The following is an 18416-nucleotide window of genomic DNA, read 5'->3' as shown; positions in this document are numbered from 1 at the left end:
TCCGGGCGGCCCTGCGTTGGTTTGTGACGAAACTTCATCTGCTGATTCCTTTGCATCCCCGCCCGATCAGTCCGTTCAGGCCGGCAACTTGAAGTCGGCCACCGAACGGCGCAGCTCTGCCGCCAACTGGTTCAACTGACCCAGCGAGTCGGCGGTCTGCCCGGCGCCCTGCGAGGTCTGGCCGGTAATCTGCCGAATGACACCCATCGTCTGGGTGATGTCGGTAGCTGCCGAGGCCTGCTGGTTGGCGGCGATGGAGATGCTTTTGATCAAGTTGTTGAGCGCGTTGGACACGCGCTCGATTTCGGTCAGTGCGGTACCGGCGTCTTCGGCCAGACGTGCACCGGATACCACTTCGGCGGTGGTCTGTTCCATCGAGGTAACCGCTTCGTTGGTATCGGCCTGAATGGCCTGCACCAGACCTTCGATTCGACGCGTTGCGCCGGAGGTACGTTCTGCCAGTCGCTGCACTTCGTCGGCCACCACAGCGAAACCGCGGCCGGCCTCACCGGCCGACGCTGCCTGCACGGCCGCGTTCAATGCCAGGATGTTGGTCTGCTCGGAAATGTCGTTGATCAGTTCCACGATCGAGCCGATCTCCTGCGAGGACTCACCCAGGCGCTTGATGCGCTTGGAGGTTTCCTGGATCTGGTCGCGGATCTGGTCCATGCCCTGGATGGTCTGGCGCACCACGCCGGCACCTTCGGTCGCGATCACCACCGAGCGCTGTGCCACTTCGGCCGACTCGGTCGAGTTGCGCGACACCTGCTCAATGGAGGTTGCGATTTCGCCGATACGGTCCGAGGCGCTGGTGATCTCGTCGGCCTGGTGGCCGGCGGCCTCGGCCAGCTGCATTGCCGTTGCCTGGGTTTCCTGTGCCGACACCGCCACCTTCGAGGAGATGTCGTTGATGGTGGTCACCAGGTGGCGCAGTTCGTCCACGGCGTAGTTGATAGCGTCGGCGATGGCGCCGGTCATGTCCTCGGTCACCGAGGCCTTTACCGTCAGGTCACCTTCACCGAGCGAGCTGATTTCGTCCAGCAGACGCATAATTGCCTGCTGGTTGCGGCTGTTGAATTCCACCTGGGTCTGGTAACGCACGTCCTGCTCGCGCGAACGGGTACGCACCGTGCTCCAGACGAAGCCAATGATCGACAGCACCGACAGGCCGCCGAAGATCACACTCCACCAGAAGTTCGGGAAGATGCGGGTATCGCGGGCCGAACCGAAGGCCGAGAACGCGTCGAACAGCTTGCGGCTGCGCTCCAGCATCTTGTCCGAGCCGGTGGCCAGTGCGGCCGCCGAGGACTGCGCAGCAAACAGGTTGCGCGAGCTGGCCAGAATGGCGTCGGCATCCTTCTTCATCTTGGCCCACTGGTTGGCCGACTGTTCCAGCGCAACCTGTGCATTGGCATTGCGTACGGCGGCGATGCCCATTTCTTCATTGCCGTTGCGCAGGCCTTCCAGCACCTGGGTGAACACCACCATGTCGCGCGCCAGCGCGTCACCGGCGCCGCTTGCACCGGCACCACCGGCACGGATTTCGGTCACGCGACGGGCCATGGTGCCTACCACCACCACCTGCTGCAGGCCGTTGTAGACCTGCGAGGACTGGGCGCCACCGGCGGTCATCGCCCGCACCACTTCGTTCAACTGTGCCTGCAGCTGCGGCACCGCGCCGACGAAGCTGTCAGCGTTACCGGCCAGGGCCAGTACCGCCGGCTCGGAAGCGACGATCTGCTCGGCGTTCTTGGACAGCGGCTTCCAGGTATCAACCAGTGCGCCCAACGGACCGGACACGCCGGTCTCGTTGCCGTAACGGCCCTGCAACTCGCTGACGGTACTTTCCACCTTGCTGCGCGTGTCCTTGAACGCTGCGTAGCTTTCGCGGCTACCGGCCACGGCTTCACGGCCCTGGTTGGCCAGCTGCTGTGACAGCACCTGCAGGTCGGCAGCGCCGGTACTGGCACCGGCCAGGCGGCTGCCCTGCCAGGTGGCCACGCCGGTGTTGGCACCGAACACGACCATCGAGAGCACCAACAAGCCCAACCAGAAGTTGGTGCTTACGTTGCCAAGCTTGCCTGCCTTGGCGGCTTCAGGAGCAGTACTCATCGTTCGACCTCGGTCTCAATACGAAGAGGCAAGCGCGCCGTTCAGGCGGCCGCTTGCCGGAATTCAGGAGTGCGGGAAAGCAGCGACAGCGAGAACACGCCCCAGTCACGGCCTTCATCATGGAAGGCGCGTTCGACGAAGTGCGCATAGCGCCCCTGCGCGATGTCGCCGGCAGGCACCTGCATCGGCGCTTCGAAGCTGCGCTGGCCGTACAGTTCGTCGATCACCAGGGCTACGTCGCCGCCGCTCTGGCGCATGATCAACACGCGCTGGCCTTCCTGCGGTGCGGTGCGCTCGCCTTCCAGGAAGTTCTTCAGGTCCACCACCGGGAACAGGTTGCCGCGCAGGTTGCCCACGCCCAGCAACCACGGTTGTGCGCCGGGTACCGGGGTAACCGGCGGCATCGGCACGATTTCCACCACTTCGCGGAAATCGGAGACCAGATACCGGCTGCCAACGCGGTAACCCACGCCACGCCAGACATCCTGCGAAAAGCTCCGCTCAGGCAGCTGTACCGCGTGCGCCAGACTGCGGCGTTCGTAGGCTTCAAGGATGTCGAATGGAGAACGCATCAACCCACCAGTTTGTTGATCCGCGCGATCAGATCATCCTCGCGCGGCGGCTTGACGATGTAGTCGCTGGCACCTTGCCGCATGCCCCAGGCCTTGTCGGTTTCCATGCCCTTGGTGCTGACGATCAACACCGGGATGTCACGCGTAGCCTCGTCACGCGACAGCGCGCGGGTTGCCTGGAAACCACTCATCCCCGGCAACACCACGTCCATCAGCACCAGCTGCGGGCCTTGCTCACGGGCAATCTGCAGGCCGTCCTCGGCATTGTCTGCCGACAGCACCTCGTGCCCAGCCTTGAGCAACCACTGTGTAAACACCGCCCTGTCGGTCGGTGAGTCCTCGATCAAAAGAATTCGAGCCATTTTTGCCTTTCCCCCCTGGTCAGGCGTTGACGTATGTGCGGATGGCACCTAGCAGTTCGTCGCGGGTAAATGGCTTGGTGAGGTATTGCTCGGAACCGACGATGCGGCCCCGGGCCTTATCGAACAGGCCATCCTTGGATGACAGCATGATCACCGGCGTCGACTTGAAGAGCTGGTTGCCCTTGATCAACGCACAGGTCTGATAGCCATCCAGACGCGGCATCATGATGTCGACGAAGATGATCTGCGGTTGCTGGTCGGCAATCTTGGCCAATGCCTCGAAACCGTCAGTGGCGGTGACCACTTCGCAACCTTCACGCTTGAGCAGTGTTTCAGCCGTACGCCGGATGGTCTTCGAGTCATCGATGACCATCACCTTCAGCCCTGCGAGTTCCCCACCCGCAGCCATGTTTTCAACCATTTGTTGTTCCCCGAACGCGCGACCGGCACCGAACGCGATGCTGCCGCGAAAGCGCATCTATATCCCAGCCCAGCCGCAAACTGTCAAGCGATGCCTGCAGGACTTGACTGATTGTCAAGATAATGTGACCTAGTTCGCAATAAAAGCGCAACGCCATTCAGCCTCAGCGTTCCGCTTTCCGCGCTGTGCGACCCCGCCGCGAACCGCTAACATCCTCCTCCAGATCTGCCGGATTCAAGACATGCCTTTAGACGTCATCGTGGTGATGGACCCCATCGCCAACATCAAGATCGCCAAGGACACCACCTTTGCCATGCTGCTGGAAGCCCAGCGCCGTGGCCACCGGCTGCACTATGTACGCCCCGGCGGCTTGTCGCTGCACGGCGGTCAGGCCCAGGCCGAGGTGGCACCGCTGCAGGTCCGTGACGACAAGGCCGGCTGGTTCAGTTTGGGCGAGTTCGCCCCCCTGGCATTCGGCCCGGGGCAGATCGTGCTGATGCGCAAGGACCCGCCGTTCGATGGCGAGTACCTGTACGACACCCACGTGCTGAGCATCGCCCAGCAGGCCGGTGCCTGCGTGGTCAACGATCCGCAGGGGCTGCGCGATTTCAACGAGAAGCTGGCGGCCCTGCTGTTCCCGCAATGCTGCCCGCCGACCCTGGTCAGCCGCAACGCGCGCGAGCTGAAGGCCTTCGTGCTGGAGCATGGGCAGGCCGTATTGAAGCCGCTGGACGGCATGGGCGGGCGCTCGATCTTCCGCAGCGGCACCGGCGACCCCAACCTCAACGTGATCCTGGAGACGCTGACCGACGGCGGCCAGCACCTGGCGCTGGCGCAGCGCTTCATCCCCGACATCACGGCGGGCGACAAACGCATCCTGCTGATCGACGGCGTGCCGGTGGACTATTGCCTGGCGCGGATCCCGCAGGGTGATGAGTTCCGCGGCAACCTGGCTGCCGGCGGCCGCGGCGAAGGCCGCCCGCTGAGCGAGCGCGACCGCTGGATCGCCGCCCAGGTGGGCCCGGAAATGAAGCGCCGCGGCATGCGCTTCGTCGGCCTGGACGTGATTGGTGACTACCTGACCGAGGTCAACGTCACCAGCCCCACCTGCGTGCGCGAACTCGATGCCCAGTTCGGCCTGAACATCGCCGGCCAGCTGTTCGATGCCATCGAGGCTGGCCTGGCCTGATGTATTCGCAGCCTGAGGTCCTGCCCGCCGCCCCGCGGGTCAGCGAACAGCAACGCCTGACCGCCACCCTGGTGCTGTCCACGCTGGTGCATGGCCTGTTGATCCTCGGGGTGGGCTTTGCAGTGAGCGACAACGCCCCACTGGTGCCCACCCTGGATGTGATCTTCAGTCAGACCAGCACCCCGCTTACGCCCAAGCAGGCTGATTTCCTGGCCCAGGCCAACCAGCAGGGCGGCGGCGACCACGACACCGCCCAGCGCCCGCGCGATGCGCAGGCCGGCATTGTGCCGCAGGTTCAGAACGGGCTGGCCCCGGTGCCGCTGCAGGCGCAGAGTGCGGCAGCACCGCCACCACCGCAGGCCCGCATCATCACCAGCAGCCAGGGCAAGGACACGGTGGCCAGCGCGCAGACCCAGCCCTTGCCGGACCGTCCCGACGCCAATGCACCGATGAACGCGCGCGAGCAGCGCGATGCGGCGATGGCGCGGCTGGCGGCCGAGGTGCATCTACGTTCCGAGCAATACGCCAAGCGTCCGAACCGCAAATTCGTCTCGGCCAGCACCCGCGAATACGCCTATGCCAACTACCTGCGCGCCTGGGTTGACCGCGCCGAACGGGTGGGCAACCTCAACTACCCCGATGAGGCGCGCCAGCGCCGGCTCGGCGGCCAGGTGGTGATCACCGTCGGTGTACGCCGCGACGGCAGCGTTGAAAGCAGCCGCATCCTGCGCAGCAGTGGCGTACCCTTGCTGGACGCCACCGCGCTGCGCGTGATCGAACAGGCGCAGCCATTCCCGGCCCTGCCCGAGACCAGCGACGACATCGACATCCTGCAGGTCACCCGCACCTGGATGTTCCTGCCCGGCGGCCAGCTGCACGACGATCGTTGAGCCGCTTTGTGCTGGTCTTGTGGGAGCGGCATAAGCCGCGAAGCTGGTGCCATCTGAGCCACCGGTCTGATCGCTATCTGGGAACGTACGAGCTTCGCGGCTGACGCCGCTCCTACAAGGGGGCGGTGTTACTGCCGTGTTGTTGTGGGAGCGGTGTAAACCGCGAAACTGGCGTTATTCGAACAATCGGCATCCTGCGATCTGAGTGCACGTGAGCTTCGCGGTTTACACCGCTCCCACAAAAGCATCAAACCTCACCGCTGCTTCAGCGCTTGGAATCGCGCAGCGCCTGTTGCTCGACCAGGGTCAACGCGACGTTGTCGCGCAGATAGGCGGGCTGCACCAGCTCCGGGGCGATCGCTTCGCCACGCAGCATCGCCGGCACGGCGATCTTCAGCACGTCGGCGGCACGCGGCAATGCCTGTGCATCCACGCTGCCCAGGCGCGACTGCAGGCGCGTGCTCAACACACCCTCGCCCGCCGCAAAGCCGGTACCAACGCCGGCCCATATGCTGTCATCGGCCGGCAGCTGCACCGCATCGGGAGCGACCAGCAACTCGCGCTCCTGCAACTGCAACTCGCCACTGGCATCGCGCAGGTAGCGTGCTGCGTACAGCTCCCCCATCCGCGCATCGATGCAGGCCAGCACCCGCGGTGCATCTGCCGGCGCGCGCAGCGCCAGCGTCTGCAGGGTGGATACCGGCAGCAAGGGCCGGTCCAGCGCCAGGGCAATGCCCTGCGCGATGGCGATGGCCAGGCGCACGCCGGTGAAGGCGCCGGGCCCACGGCTGAGCGCGATGGCATCCAGCTGGCTGCGGGCAATGCCGGCTTCGGCCAGCAACTGCTCGGCCCAGGGCAGGCTCAACTCGGCGTGCCGGCGCGGCGCGACCTCAAACCGCTCCAATACCTGCCCATCCACATACAGGGCGACGGAACAGGCTTCGGTGGCGGTTTCAAAGGCAAGCAGCTTCATGGCGACAATCACGACAAGGAAAAGGGGGGCGCAGCGGTATCCGCATCGACGGATGGCTCTTCAGCCGCTGGCGGCGGCCCGTGCTCCGGCGCCCATTGTCGCGCAAAGAACGCCTGCACATCGGCCAGTGCACGGGTACGCCGGAATGGCGGCAGTGAATCAAGAAAGACCCGCCCATAGCTGCGCGACAGCAGGCGCGGGTCGCACAGCACCAGCACGCCACGGTCGGTCTCGCTGCGGATCAGCCGGCCTACCCCCTGCTTGAGGGCGATCACCGCCTGCGGCAACTGTTCGTCGCGGAACGGATTACCGCCTTGACGGCGGATCGCATCCAGCCGCGCTTCGAATACCGGGTCATCGGGGGCGGCGAACGGCAGCTTGTCGATCACCACCACGCTCAGCGCATCGCCGACCACGTCCACACCTTCGCGGAAGCTGGCCGCGCCCAGCAGCACGCCATTGCCGGACTCGCGGAAACGCTGCAGCAGACTGGCGCGCGGCGCCTCGCCCTGTACGAACAGCGGCCAGGGCCCGTCACGCAGCGCTTCAGCGGCCTCACGCAAGGCACGGTGCGAGGCGAACAACAGGAATGCCCTGCCCTGCGAGGCCTCCAGTACCGGCCGCAGGGTCGCGATCAGCGCCGCGCCATAGCCGCGCGCCGCTGGGTCGGGCAACTGCTGCGGCAGGTAGCACAAGGCCTGCTGCTGCCAGTCAAACGGACTGGGCTGGACCAAGGTATCCGGATCATCCAGGCCCAGCCGTTTGGCCAGATGTTCGAAGCCACCGTCGACGGTCAAGGTGGCCGAGGTGAACACCCATGCTGCCATCGAACGCAGGCGGTGCTCGCGCAGCGGGCCGGACACGTCCATCGGCGTGCGCTGGCAACGGAAGCCGCGCGGGGTCAGCTCGTACCACAGCACATCGTTGCCATCGTCGGCAGGAAACAGAGAATCGCCAGCGGTTGGTGATGGCTCGGCAGCGGCATCGTCCGCTGCCACCGGCGCATCATCGATATCCCATGCATCGACGGCGCCAGCATCGCCATCGTCGAGCCAGCGCGAAAGCCGTGACACGCCTTCGAGCGCGCGCGCGTGGCAGGCATCCAGCCCTGGCGAGGTTTCGCGCACAAGGCTGAGCGCATCGCGCAGCTGCGCCATCGCCGCCGCAACCGCATCAAAGCCTTCGGCAACCGCCGGCACCGCCAAGGCACGCCAGCGGGTGCCACGCTGCGGCAATTTTTCCATCGCCTCGCGCAGTTCACGCAGCGCCAGCTCCAGCGTCGCCACCGGTTGCTGCAGTGTTGCCTGCGCACCGGCAACGCTGCGGCATTCGGCCAGGCAGTCACGGGCCAGTTCCTGCCACGGACGCATGCCAAAGCCTTCACCGAAGAAGTTGGCGGCAAGTTCGGGCAACTGGTGTGCCTCGTCGATGACGAAGGCCTGCGCACCCGGCAGGATCTCGCCGAAACCTTCCTGCTTCAGTGCCAGGTCGGCCAGCAGCAGATGATGATTGACCACCACCAGATCCGCTTCCTGCGCCCGCTGCCGCGCCTGCACCACGAAGCAATCGCCCCAGAACGGGCAATCGGTGCCCAGGCAGTTGTCCACCGTCGAGGTCACCATCGGCAGCAACGGCGAGTCATCGGCCAGGCCATCGAGTTCGGCCATGTCGCCGTACTGGGTGCGCCCGGACCAGGCGAGGATGCGCTGGAACTGCGCCACCTGCTCGGTTGAAGTGAAGCGCGGTTCGCCGCGCGCCTGGTCCAGCCGGTAGCGACACAGATAATTCGCCCGCCCCTTCAACAAGGCGGCGCGATGGCCAACACCCAATGCGGCGCGCACCCGCGGCAGATCGCGGTGGTACAGCTGATCCTGCAGCGCGCGGGTGCCGGTGGAGACTATCGTCTTCAAACCGGACAGCAGCGCCGGCACCAGATAGGCATAGGTCTTGCCGGTGCCGGTACCGGCCTCGGCCAGCAGCACATCGCGCTGCTGGAAGGTCTCGGCGATGGCGCCAGTCAGCCGCAGCTGGGCCGGCCGCGGCACGAAGGCATCGAGCTGGCGCGCAAGCGCGCCGCCTTCACTGAGTGCTTCGCAGCTGGCGGTGACTAGGCTGGACATGTTTCAGCGGCCGGCAACAGGCAATGGACAAGGGCATCGGCCGGCAATCACAGCAACGGGCGCTGGGCCGGTGAAAACCCAGCCTGCTTCACGCCACGCGTTGCCGCATTCGCGTTGTCGATTCCCTGCGCCCGATGCCCTGCTCACATCAAAAACGCTTGATCCCCGGCACCGTGCAGCCTTCGATCTGCGCATGCGCGGAGACGGCGTTCTGTGTTTCCCCACGGGCCAGGCGCGATTGCTCGATGGTTGCCCAATGGCGGCGGCACAACGGGCCGGTGCGCGAGCCCAGGTCCAGGGCCTTCTTGGACAGCGTCTCGGCACGCACCCAGTCGGCCTGCAGCAAGGCGATATCGGCACGCTCCTGCAGGATGCCCGGGTCATCGTTGACCAGCAGCAGGGCCTGGTTCAAGGCTTCCGCGGCGGCAGCCAGGTCACCAGCCTTGCGCTGGGCAATGGCGGTCTGGCGCAGATCGTCCACCTGCGCATCGCGCAGCGGCTGCACCGACAGCTCGGTATCATCGGCACCGGCAATCGCATCCACCGCTGCCAACCGTTGTGCCGGCGTGGTGTTATCAACGGCCGCGCGCGGCGCCACCGGTGGTGAGCTGACACAGCCTGCAAGTGACAGAACGGCTGCAGCAGCAACCAGCGCGGAGCGGATCAGATACGTCGTCTTCATAAGCAGGATTATCGCGCAGGCGTCTGCGCAGCGGGGGCCGCAGCCGGTTCAGGTTCCTTGCGGTCCAGGCCCAACCAACCACGCCAGCCACCGCCTGATTGCTCCTGCGTACCCTCGGCACCCTCCTGCAGCGGCACTTCCGGCGGCAGTGCGCACGGCACGTACGGCGGTGCATAGCCCACCACAAACGGGAAACGGCGCGCGCCCGGGCAGGATTCATCGGTGGCATTGCTGCCTGCCGCTTCCACGTACTGCCAGTCCAGGCCCTTGTTGTTCACATGCAAGGCCTTGCTGGGCAGGTTGCGGAAGATGCCCGACCACACCCGCATCGCGCCGGAGGCACCAAACAAGCCGGTCTGTTCGTTCTGGTCGTTACCCATCCAGATCACCGCCAGATGGTCACCGGTATAGCCGGCATACCAGCTGTCGCGGCCATCGTTGGAGGTACCGGTCTTGCCGGCCGCCTGCAGCCGCGACAGACCGTCGGCATTCAGCCCCGACGCGGTGCCGCTGGAAACCACCTGCTGCAGGCCAACGCTGATCAGGTTGGCAGCAATTGAATCGCCTTCCTGCGCTGGCGCCGGGCTCTTGTCGTAACGCTTGAGCAGCTTGCCCTGCGCATCCACCACGCCTCGTACCGCGTGCAAGGGTTGGATTTCGCCGCCAGAGGCCAGGAACTGATACAGCTGGGCCATGCCATAAGGGCTCTGGTCGGTGGAACCGAGGATCACCGCCGGATTGGATTCGGCCTTGAGCCCGGCCAGCACGTTCATCAGCTGGGTCAGCCGTTCCGGCCCGACCTGCATGCCAATCCGCACCGTGGCCTGGTTGTAGGAACGGGCCAGGGCATCGATCAGCCGCACCGTGCCGTGGCTGCGGTTGTCGGCATTGCCCGGCGTCCAGTTGCGGCCGCGGCTGAGCTTGACCGTTACCGGCGAGTCATCCACCCAGCTGGCCAGCGAGAAGCGATCCGGCTGGGCCAATGCAAGCAGGTAGACGAAGGGCTTGAGCAACGAGCCGACCTGGCGGTGCGCTTCGATGGCACGGTTGAAGCCCGGCTCGGAAACATCGCGGCTGCCAACCACCGCCAGCACATCACCGTTGTGTACGTCGGTCACCACCAGGCCGGTCTGCAGCTCCGGGCGGCGCTTGTTTTCCAGCGCCTTGATGGTGTGCGCCACCGCACCCTCGGCATAGGCCTGGGCCGAGGGCGACATGCCGGTGAACACATTCAAGCCCGCGCCCTGCAGCACGTTTTCCGGATAGTCATTGCCCAACTGGCGGCGCACCAGATCGACATAGGCCGGGAAGCGGTTGGCTGCAGCGATGCCGGCGTTCTTGGACACGCCCAGCGGTGCCTTGATCGCGCGTTGATACTCGGCTTCGTCGATCAGCTTGTTTTCAAGCAGCTTGCCCAGCACGAAGTTGCGACGGTCCAGCGCGTTCTCAGGATTGCGCCGCGGGTCGTAGTACGACGGCCCCTTGACCAGACCGATCAGCAGCGCGATCTGCTCGCTGCTCAGCGAATTGAGGTCGCGGCCAAACCAGAACTCGGCGCCGGACGAGACACCATGGATGGCCTGCTTGCCGCGCTGGCCCAGATAGACCTGGTTGAGATAGGCCTCCAGGATGGTGGCCTTGTCGTAGCGCGCCTCCATGATCAGGGCGTACAGCACCTCGTTGAATTTACGGGTGAGGGTCTGTTCCTTGCCGATACCTAGCAGGCCGCTGCGGGCCAACTGCTGGGTCAAGGTACTTGCGCCCTGGCGGGTTTCACCGCCGCTGCGCACGGTCACCCAGACCGCCCGCGCGATGCCGCTCAGGTCGATGCCGTGATGGCGCGCGAAATCCTTGTCCTCCACCGCCTGCAGGCCGGTCACCAGCAGTTCGGGCACTTCGCGCACCCGCACCAGCCGCCGTTCTTCCTGCTTCTGACCATACAAGGTGGCGATACGCGCCGGATCCAGCCGCGCCGCCTTCAGCGCCTTGCGGCTGCCCGCCTCGCGCAACGAGGCGACCTGGCCGCCAGATACCACCACATCGACCTTGCGTGGGGCGACGTTGCCGTCCACGTCGACATAGCCACGACTGGAAATGGTGAAACTGCCGCCCTGCACACGATAGGTGCCCGGGCTGCTGCCGGCACCGTCATCGCGGTAGCCGGAGGCCGCCAGCTCGGTCTTGAGCGTATTGGCGTTCATCGCCGTGCCTGCGCTCAGCACCAACGGCCGCGCGTACACCCGGGTTGGGATCTGCCAGCGCAGCTCACCGAAGCGCTGGCTGACCTGACTGTTCAGGTACAGCGTATAGGGGATCATGAAACCCAGCCCCAATGCGGCTGCGGCCAATCCCCAGGTGATCAAGCGGCTGCGCCACACTGGGCTGTTGCCGTCGGTATCGTCGTCGAACTCGTCGGAATCGTGGCGTCGTGGCACAGGGATGCGAGAATGTGAGTTGCACTGAGTCTAACGCAGCCGCATCCCGGGGGGCGTTGGCTGCTTGTTCCCTGCTTAAGCTGGAGTTCCAAAGGAATGTCGATTTCGCTGGCCGATGTGCGCTACGCCGTCAATCGCATCATCGGCCTGGCCCGTCGCGGCCTGGCCAGCCTGCGCACCCGTGGCTGGCGCGCCACCCTGCACCGGGTGGGTGTGCATACCCGGCGCCAGCCGCCCGCGCAGCGTGAGCCGCTGTATTTCCCTGACAACGGCCCGTTCGTTCCGTTCAGCGTGCCGCGCAGCGAGCAACCGGCAGCCAGCATCGTCATCCCGGTATACAACCACTGCGCCCATACCCTGGCCTGCCTGCGCGCCCTGGCCGCGCATCCGCCTGCCAGCAGCTGCGAGATCCTGGTCATCGACGATGGCAGCAGCGACAGCACCCGCGAGTGGATGCAGCAGATCGACGGACTGCGCTACCACCTGCGCGCAAGCAACGGCGGTTTCATCGCCGCCTGCAATGATGGCCTGCGGCTCAGCCGCGGCGACCACGTGGTGCTGCTGAACAACGACACCATCCCCCAGCCCGGTTGGCTGGATGCGCTGCTGGCCACTTTCGCGCAGGTACCCGACGCCGGCCTGGTCGGCGCCCAGCTGTTGTATCCCGATGGCCGCCTGCAGGAATCCGGCGGCGTGGTCTTTGCCGATGGCAGCTGCTGGAGCTACGGCCGCTTTGAATCTGCCGAAGACCCGCGCTACAGCGCATTGCGCGATGCCGACTACTGCTCCGGCGCCGCCCTGGCCATCCCGCGGCTGTTGTTTGAGGAACTGGGCGGGCTGGACAGCCGCTATGCGCCGGCCTACTACGAAGACACCGACCTGGCATTCAAGGTGCGCGCCGCCGGACGCCGCGTGCTGGTGCAGCCTGCCAGCCGCGTCGTGCACGATGAGGGCACCAGCAATGGCACCGATACCAGCAGTGGGGTCAAGGCCTACCAGGTCCGCAACCAGGCCGTGTTCGCCAGCGCCTGGCAGGACGCGCTTGCCGCGCAGCCCGCACCGGGCAGCGTGCCGTCGCCTGCCCTGCTGCACCGCCACCAGCGGCAGATCCTGATCATCGACGAGTGCGTGCCGCAGCCCGACCGTGACTCGGCCTCGCTGCGCCAGTTCAACCTGATCCGCATGTTGCTGGCCGAAGGCGCCCATGTGGTGTTCCTGCCGACCCGCGGCGAACCGGCCAGCCGTGCCACCGAGGCCCTACAGGCGATCGGCGTGGAAGTCTGGCATGCGCCCTTCCTCGACCGCGTCGGCAGTTGGCTGCGTGACAACGGCAAACGTTTCGCCGTGGTCATGTTGGTGCGCTACCACGTCGCCAACGAATGCCTGCCCCTGCTCAAGCAGTTCGCAGCGCAGGCGCGAACTGTGTTCGACACCGTCGACCTGCACTATCTGCGCGAGCGCCGTGGCGCGGAGCTGGCCCGCGACCAACGCCTGCTGCGCAGCGCCGAGCGCACCCGCACCAGCGAACTGGCGGTGATGGCAGCAACCGATGTGACCTTGCTGGTCAGCGCTGCGGAAAAGGAACAACTCGCCACGGATGCACCGCAGGTACGGGTGGAGCTGCTATCCAACCTGCATGAGATCGCCGGCGCAGGAGAACCCTGGGCGCAACGGCATGATCTTGTATTCGTCGGCGGCTTTCGCCACCCACCGAATCTGGATGCGATGACCTGGTTCATCGGCGAGGTGTTTCCGCTCATCCATGCGCAGCGCCCGGATATCGGTTTCCACTGCATCGGTGCCGATGTACCCGCCAGCATCCACACTCTGGCTGCCACCCGGCCCGGTGTACAGGTGCATGGCTATGTACCGGATGTGGTTCCCTTCATGACCGGCATGCGCGTTGCCGTGGCCCCGCTCCGTTTCGGCGCAGGGGTCAAGGGCAAGGTCAACCTGAGCATGGCCCACGGCCAGCCGGTAGTGGCCACCACCTGCGGCGTGGAAGGCATGCACCTGCAGCACGGCCAGGACGTGCTGGTTGCCGACGGCGCACAGGCCTTCGCCGACGCCGTGCTGCGTCTGTATGACGACGCCGAACTCTGGCAGCGCTTATCCGACAACGGCTTGGCCAACATCAGCAGGCACTTCTCGATGGATGCCGCAAAGCAGGCCGTGCAACGGGTGTTTTTCGCCAAATAGCAGCCGCAGCCTGCCCCAGCTGCGTTCAAGCACGCACAGTCCGGCAGCGATTCTTGCTGGACCCGCCGCGATTGGCTGATCCGGCCACGCTGCGCTCAACACCACATCTGCCACGGCCCAGGGTGCAGCGCCGATAGTGGCCGATGGTGAGTTCAGCGCTATCAGCGCAGAGCGTTGCGCACGCGCTCGTTGAAGCTGGCGATTTCCGGCGTGGCCGGATCTATCTGCCGTGCCTGTGCCAGGGCCTGCTGGGCAAAGGCGGTATCACCGCCGCCCAGGCGTTCGCTGCCAACGGCGAGCCAACGCTGGGCCAGCCGGCGCCGCGCCGGGGCCAGCGCCGGATCGGTCGGGGCCAGTGCCTGCCAGGCATCCAGACAGGTGCGCGCCGCACGCAGGCGGTTGCCGCGCAGGTTGTCGTCCAGGCAGCTGCGTGCGGCCGGAAGAATCCGCGCCGCGGCCCGCTTGACCCGCGCGTCCTGCGGCGCCAATGCCTGCGCGGCCTTGAAGCGGTCATAGGCGCTGCTGCCCGGTGGCAACAGCCATTCCTGCCGGGCTTCGGCCTCGTCCAGTTGTTTGAGCAGCACCTTCAGACGGCGCTCGCGCTCGGCGCCGGTACCTGGTGCTTCCATCGCCTGGCGGGCCTGACGGGTGCGTTGCAGCACCTGCTCGGCCGCACCGACTTCGGCACTGTCCGGGGCCAGTTCGCGCGCGTGCTGCAGGGCGCGTTCGGCCGGTTCAAACTGAAAATCCGCCGTCAGCCGCAGGGCCTCCTGCACCTGTGCATGGGCGATGCGCTGCAGGCCCTGACGGGCCGCCGGGTCCTCGCCGGCCGCCAGCACCTGCTCGAATGCGTCGGCTGCACGCTGCAGGCGACCGCGCGCAAGATCGCGCTCACCCTGTCGCAGGCGCTGCTCCAATGCGGCATTCATGACTGCCTTGACCGCCGGCAAGTTGGCATGGCCAGCGTCATAACGCTCCACCCGCTGCAACAACGCCGCCGCAGCGGCCAGCTCGCCCCGGTCGGCTGCGCGCGTCGCCTGGGTCAGCAGGTCCGACAACACCTCGTCGCGTCCTTCCAGGGCCTGCATCTTGTCCGGCTGCAGCGCCAGCACACGCTGATACAAGGGCAAGGCCGCGTCCGCCGCATCGTCCAGCCGACCCTGCGCCTGCGCCGCCTCGGCCTGCTGCAGCAGCTGATCGATACCATCCGGTCCGCGCACCGCCTGCTGCAGTTTGGCGGCGAGCGGATCAATATCGGCCGACGGGGCCTGCAGCTGCCGGGCCAACGCCAGGCTGCGCGTGGCAGCCTCACGATCACCGGCCGCCAACTGCCTGCGCGCCTGCTCCAATGCCGCCTGCGCGGTTTGCGCCAAGGCGTTGCGGATGTCACTGCGATCCGGATCCAGCGCAGCAGCCGCCTCGAACAACTCACGGGCACCGCGACCATCGGTGGCACTCAAACGCCCTTCGCGCAGCGCCGAGCGGCCATCATCGAGCAGCTTCTGGATCCTGGTCTCCGGCCACAACCAATCGGCCAGCGGCTGCCGAAACAAGGCCAATACCAGCGCCAGAACCGCCACACCGATGGCGATCGAACGCCAGGCGCGCGGGCTGTTCCAGCCACGCGTCACCCACCAGCGCCCGTACAGCCGCAGCTTGTCGCCGAATGTCTCCAATCCCTGTTGGCCGCGCTGACGCCAGTTCTCCATGCGCCAAGCTTACCTATCCCAGCCTTCGCGCATCGTCTACGCCGGGCAACGCATCGAGTTTTCCAAGCAGGGTGGACAGCTGGCCGTAGTCATTGACCTTCAAACGCAGGCGCAACTGCACGCGCCCGCTTTCACGCAGGTTGTCGCTGTTGATCTCCAGCACATAGGCATCTTCCTGCGCGATCAGGTTGGTGATGTCCTTCAGCAACCAGCGCCGGTCCACCGCGCGCACCATCACATCCACTTCGTAGCCGGAGCCGGTACGCCCCCACTCCACTGGCAACACCCGCTCCGGGTGCGCCGCCGACAAACGCGCCAGCGCCGCGCAATCCATGCGGTGCACGGTGACGCCACGGGTGCGGGTGAGATAGCCGGTGATCGGCTCACCCGCCACCGGCTGGCAGCAGCGCGCAAGCTGTACCAGCAGGTTGCCCACGCCCTGCACGGTGAAATCGGACTTGCCGATGCTGCCACGGCGCGCGGTCGGCCGCGGCAATACCGGCGCGGCCGGCTGCGAAGCGGCTTTTTCAGCCTCCAGCAGGGCACGGCTGACCTGGTTGGGGCCGGTATCGCCCAGCGCCACCTGGATGTACAGATCGTCCACGCTGTCGGCATGGAATTTGCGCGCGGCCACCATCAGGTCGGACTGCTGCAGGCCCAGGCGCTTCAGTTCGCGGTCCAGCAGCTCGCGGCCCGCCAGCACATTGCGTGCCCGGTCCAGTTTGTGGAACCAGTTGCGCACCTTTTCGCGCGAGCGGCCGCTGGCCAGGAAGCCATTGGACAGCAGCAGCCAGTCGCGGCGGGGATCCGCTTCCTTGCCGGTGAGGATCTCGACGCGGTCGCCACTGCGCAGACGGTAGGTCAAGGGCACGATGCGGCCGTTGATCTTTGCGCCGCGGCAACGGTGCCCGACCATGGTGTGCACGTGGTAGGCGAAATCCAGCGGCGTGGCACCGGCCGGCAGGTCCATCACCTCGCCTTTGGGGCTCAGCGCATAGACCCGGTCTTCGACCAGCGCGGCGTCCAGCGCACCGGCCAGGTCGTCCGGGCTGCCCGGCTCCTGGGCCTGCTCCAGCAGTTGCCGCATCCAGGTGATCTTGCGATCGAAGGCCTTCTCACCGCCCTTGCCGCCTTCCTTGTACTTCCAGTGCGCGGCCACGCCCAACTCGGCCTGGGCATGCATTTCGTGGGTACGGATCTGTACCTCGATGGTGCGCCCTTCCGGGCCGATCACCGCCGTATGCAGCGAGCGATAATCATTGGCCTTGGGCCGCGCGATGTAATCGTCGAACTCGCTGGGAATGGGTGTCCACAGCGCATGCACCACGCCCAGGGTGGCGTAGCAGGCGCCTACATCATCAACCATCACCCGCACCGCGCGCAGGTCGTACAGCTGCTCGAAGGCCAGCTGCTTTTTCTGCATTTTCCGCCAGATGCTGTAGATGTGCTTGGGCCGGCCGCTGACCTCGGCACGGATGCCCTGTTCGGTCAGCGCTGCCGACAGCTTCTTCTTCACCGCCTCCACATAGCGTTCGCGGGCAATGCGGGTTTCGTCCACCTCGCGGGCGATATGGCGGTAGGTCTCCGGGTCCAGGAAGCGGAACGCCAGATCTTCCAGTTCCCACTTCAGCTGCCAGATGCCCAGCCGGTTGGCCAGCGGCGCGTGGATGTCGCGGGTCAGCTGGGCCAGCGCGCGGCGCTCTTCGGCAGGCAGTTTGTCGGCCGCGCGCATGCACGCAAGCTGCCGCGACAACAGGATCGGCACCACCCGCAGGTCGTGAATGATCGCCAGCAGTAAACGGCGCAGGCCTTCGCTGTTGCGCCCGGCGTCGCGCCCGGCGTGCAGCGCCCATACCTGGTCAGCAGCCTCCTGCCCGTCCAGCAGCCCGTTCACCGCCGTCGCGGCCGGGCCCAGCGGCAACTCGGCGATATGGGCACGCAGGCCGGGCAGGTCAAACAGCAGGGCGGCGACGATCACGCTTTCGTCCGCCGACAGCAGCGCCAGCGAATCCAGGGTATCGGCAAGTACCGGCCAAGGCAGGCGCGGTGACACATCCATGTCCGGCTGCTGCCAGCAGGCCAGCAGGGCCTGACGCAGCGGCTCGGACAGGGCACGGGTTGAGGCGCGCTGCAGCAGCGCATCCAGACCGGGGGTGGGGGAACTGTTCACAGCATTCAATTACAGGCAGATGCCCCTACACTAGCGCCCACCCTCTCTGGGAACAATATTCATGAAGCTGCCTCGCCTTGCTGTCCTGCTTGCCGCCACCGCTTTGTCGTCGTACCCCTTCATCGAAGCCCACGCCCAACGCGTGGTGCAGGGCGATCTGCAGCAGCAGATGTCCGCCGCCGAGTTCAACGCAGCCGGACTGAACAAGCTCAGCCCGGAAGAACTGGTCACCCTCAACAACTGGCTGCAGGGCAAGGTGGCACAGGCCGCCAATATCGCCGTGGAGCAGGCGCGCGAAGAAGGCCGCCAGGAAGTGATCGTCAAGAACCGCGGCTTCTCCGACTTCGGCTCCAAGGATCCGATCGAAGCCACCCTGGAAGGCGAGTTCCGTGGCTTCAGCAAGGGCCGCCAGTACACGCTGGGCAATGGCCAGATCTGGGAGCAGACCGATGACACCAGCGTCAGCGGCGTGCGCAAGCAGGCCCCCAGCGTGCGCATCACTCCCGGGCTGATGAACGTGTGGTACCTGCAGGTCGATGAGCTCAATACCCGCGCCAAGGTTCGCCGCACCAAGTAAGCGCG

General features: G+C 66.0%; 14 protein-coding genes. 4 read left to right on the top strand and 10 right to left on the bottom strand.

Translation table 11 applies throughout. From position 1 onward, the window contains the following. Window positions 1-75 precede the first annotated feature (75 nt). Genes ABB27_RS11405 through pilG form a run of 4 tightly spaced genes read right to left on the bottom strand, consistent with a single transcriptional unit; the run spans window position 76 to window position 3467 of the window. Window positions 76-2112 (bottom strand): methyl-accepting chemotaxis protein, encoded by a 2037-nt coding sequence (locus ABB27_RS11405; protein WP_057628821.1) that lies wholly within the window; start codon window positions 2110-2112, stop codon window positions 76-78. 41 nt (window positions 2113-2153) lie between these two features. Beyond that, window positions 2154-2684 (bottom strand): chemotaxis protein CheW, encoded by a 531-nt coding sequence (locus ABB27_RS11400; RefSeq protein WP_057628820.1) that lies wholly within the window; start codon window positions 2682-2684, stop codon window positions 2154-2156. Continuing rightward, on the bottom strand, window positions 2684-3046 hold the full coding sequence (locus ABB27_RS11395) for a response regulator (RefSeq protein WP_057628819.1): 363 nt from the start codon (window positions 3044-3046) through the stop codon (window positions 2684-2686). Before ABB27_RS11395 ends, ABB27_RS11400 begins: the two co-directional genes overlap by 1 nt. Before the next feature lie 19 nt (window positions 3047-3065). Then, window positions 3066-3467, bottom strand: coding sequence for a twitching motility response regulator PilG (gene pilG, locus ABB27_RS11390; RefSeq protein WP_057628851.1), 402 nt, complete (start codon window positions 3465-3467; stop codon window positions 3066-3068). Window positions 3468-3708: 241 nt separating this feature from the next. On the opposite strand from pilG, the gene gshB reads away from it, so the two are divergent. Both gshB and ABB27_RS11380 read left to right on the top strand, forming a co-directional pair. Next, window positions 3709-4656 (top strand): glutathione synthase, encoded by a 948-nt coding sequence (gshB, locus tag ABB27_RS11385; RefSeq protein ID WP_057628818.1) that lies wholly within the window; start codon window positions 3709-3711, stop codon window positions 4654-4656. Further along, on the top strand, window positions 4656-5546 hold the full coding sequence (locus tag ABB27_RS11380; protein WP_057628817.1) for an energy transducer TonB family protein: 891 nt from the start codon (window positions 4656-4658) through the stop codon (window positions 5544-5546). The genes gshB and ABB27_RS11380 overlap by 1 nt, the downstream gene beginning before the upstream one ends. 265 nt (window positions 5547-5811) lie before the next feature. Here the strand turns inward: ABB27_RS11380 and tsaB are convergent, their stop codons facing one another. From tsaB to mrcB, 4 genes are all read right to left on the bottom strand, one after another. Further along, entirely contained in the window at window positions 5812-6519 is a 708-nt protein-coding gene (tsaB, locus tag ABB27_RS11375) for a tRNA (adenosine(37)-N6)-threonylcarbamoyltransferase complex dimerization subunit type 1 TsaB (protein WP_057628816.1), read from the bottom strand. A gap of 8 nt (window positions 6520-6527) precedes the next feature. Further along, complete coding sequence (gene yoaA, locus ABB27_RS11370) at window positions 6528-8639, bottom strand: DNA repair helicase YoaA (RefSeq protein WP_057628815.1); 2112 nt, start codon at window positions 8637-8639, stop codon at window positions 6528-6530. A gap of 148 nt (window positions 8640-8787) precedes the next feature. Continuing rightward, window positions 8788-9321 carry a hypothetical protein gene (locus ABB27_RS11365; RefSeq protein ID WP_057628814.1) on the bottom strand — a complete coding sequence of 178 codons (534 nt, stop codon included), beginning with the start codon at window positions 9319-9321 and terminating at the stop codon, window positions 8788-8790. 8 nt (window positions 9322-9329) lie between these two features. Next, complete coding sequence (mrcB, locus tag ABB27_RS11360; RefSeq protein ID WP_057628813.1) at window positions 9330-11756, bottom strand: penicillin-binding protein 1B; 2427 nt, start codon at window positions 11754-11756, stop codon at window positions 9330-9332. A 96-nt stretch (window positions 11757-11852) separates the two neighbouring features. Here mrcB and ABB27_RS11355 point away from each other — a divergent pair, with 96 nt between their 5' ends. Continuing rightward, the gene (locus ABB27_RS11355) at window positions 11853-13955 is read left to right on the top strand and encodes a glycosyltransferase (RefSeq protein ID WP_057628812.1); all 2103 of its coding nucleotides are present in this window, start codon (window positions 11853-11855) and stop codon (window positions 13953-13955) included. 161 nt (window positions 13956-14116) lie between these two features. Here the strand turns inward: ABB27_RS11355 and ABB27_RS11350 are convergent, their stop codons facing one another. Both ABB27_RS11350 and ABB27_RS11345 read right to left on the bottom strand, forming a co-directional pair. Continuing rightward, a complete protein-coding gene (locus ABB27_RS11350; RefSeq protein WP_244479216.1) occupies window positions 14117-15664 on the bottom strand; it encodes a hypothetical protein in 1548 nt (515 codons plus the stop codon). A 13-nt stretch (window positions 15665-15677) separates the two neighbouring features. Next, complete coding sequence (locus ABB27_RS11345; RefSeq protein WP_425477533.1) at window positions 15678-17843, bottom strand: RelA/SpoT family protein; 2166 nt, start codon at window positions 17841-17843, stop codon at window positions 15678-15680. A gap of 52 nt (window positions 17844-17895) precedes the next feature. On the opposite strand from ABB27_RS11345, the gene ABB27_RS11340 reads away from it, so the two are divergent. Next, on the top strand, window positions 17896-18411 hold the full coding sequence (locus tag ABB27_RS11340; RefSeq protein WP_057628810.1) for a hypothetical protein: 516 nt from the start codon (window positions 17896-17898) through the stop codon (window positions 18409-18411). Window positions 18412-18416 lie beyond the last annotated feature (5 nt).

Origin of the sequence: Stenotrophomonas terrae, from assembly GCF_001431465.1 — a bacterium.
GTDB classification, from domain to species: domain Bacteria; phylum Pseudomonadota; class Gammaproteobacteria; order Xanthomonadales; family Xanthomonadaceae; genus Stenotrophomonas; species Stenotrophomonas terrae.
Note: the sequence above shows the minus strand (reverse complement) of the source record. Positions and strands in the feature narration are given on the sequence as shown.

Coding starts and splice junctions, on each gene's coding strand:
- ABB27_RS11405 (WP_057628821.1), bottom strand. CDS start 2,112: ATGAGTACTGCTCCTGAAGCCGCCAAGGCAGGCAAGCTTGGCAACGTA.
- ABB27_RS11400 (WP_057628820.1), bottom strand. CDS start 2,684: ATGCGTTCTCCATTCGACATCCTTGAAGCCTACGAACGCCGCAGTCTG.
- ABB27_RS11395 (WP_057628819.1), bottom strand. CDS start 3,046: ATGGCTCGAATTCTTTTGATCGAGGACTCACCGACCGACAGGGCGGTG.
- pilG (WP_057628851.1), bottom strand. CDS start 3,467: ATGGTTGAAAACATGGCTGCGGGTGGGGAACTCGCAGGGCTGAAGGTG.
- gshB (WP_057628818.1), top strand. CDS start 3,709: ATGCCTTTAGACGTCATCGTGGTGATGGACCCCATCGCCAACATCAAG.
- ABB27_RS11380 (WP_057628817.1), top strand. CDS start 4,656: ATGTATTCGCAGCCTGAGGTCCTGCCCGCCGCCCCGCGGGTCAGCGAA.
- tsaB (WP_057628816.1), bottom strand. CDS start 6,519: ATGAAGCTGCTTGCCTTTGAAACCGCCACCGAAGCCTGTTCCGTCGCC.
- yoaA (WP_057628815.1), bottom strand. CDS start 8,639: ATGTCCAGCCTAGTCACCGCCAGCTGCGAAGCACTCAGTGAAGGCGGC.
- ABB27_RS11365 (WP_057628814.1), bottom strand. CDS start 9,321: ATGAAGACGACGTATCTGATCCGCTCCGCGCTGGTTGCTGCTGCAGCC.
- ABB27_RS11355 (WP_057628812.1), top strand. CDS start 11,853: ATGTCGATTTCGCTGGCCGATGTGCGCTACGCCGTCAATCGCATCATC.
- ABB27_RS11350 (WP_244479216.1), bottom strand. CDS start 15,664: ATGGAGAACTGGCGTCAGCGCGGCCAACAGGGATTGGAGACATTCGGC.
- ABB27_RS11340 (WP_057628810.1), top strand. CDS start 17,896: ATGAAGCTGCCTCGCCTTGCTGTCCTGCTTGCCGCCACCGCTTTGTCG.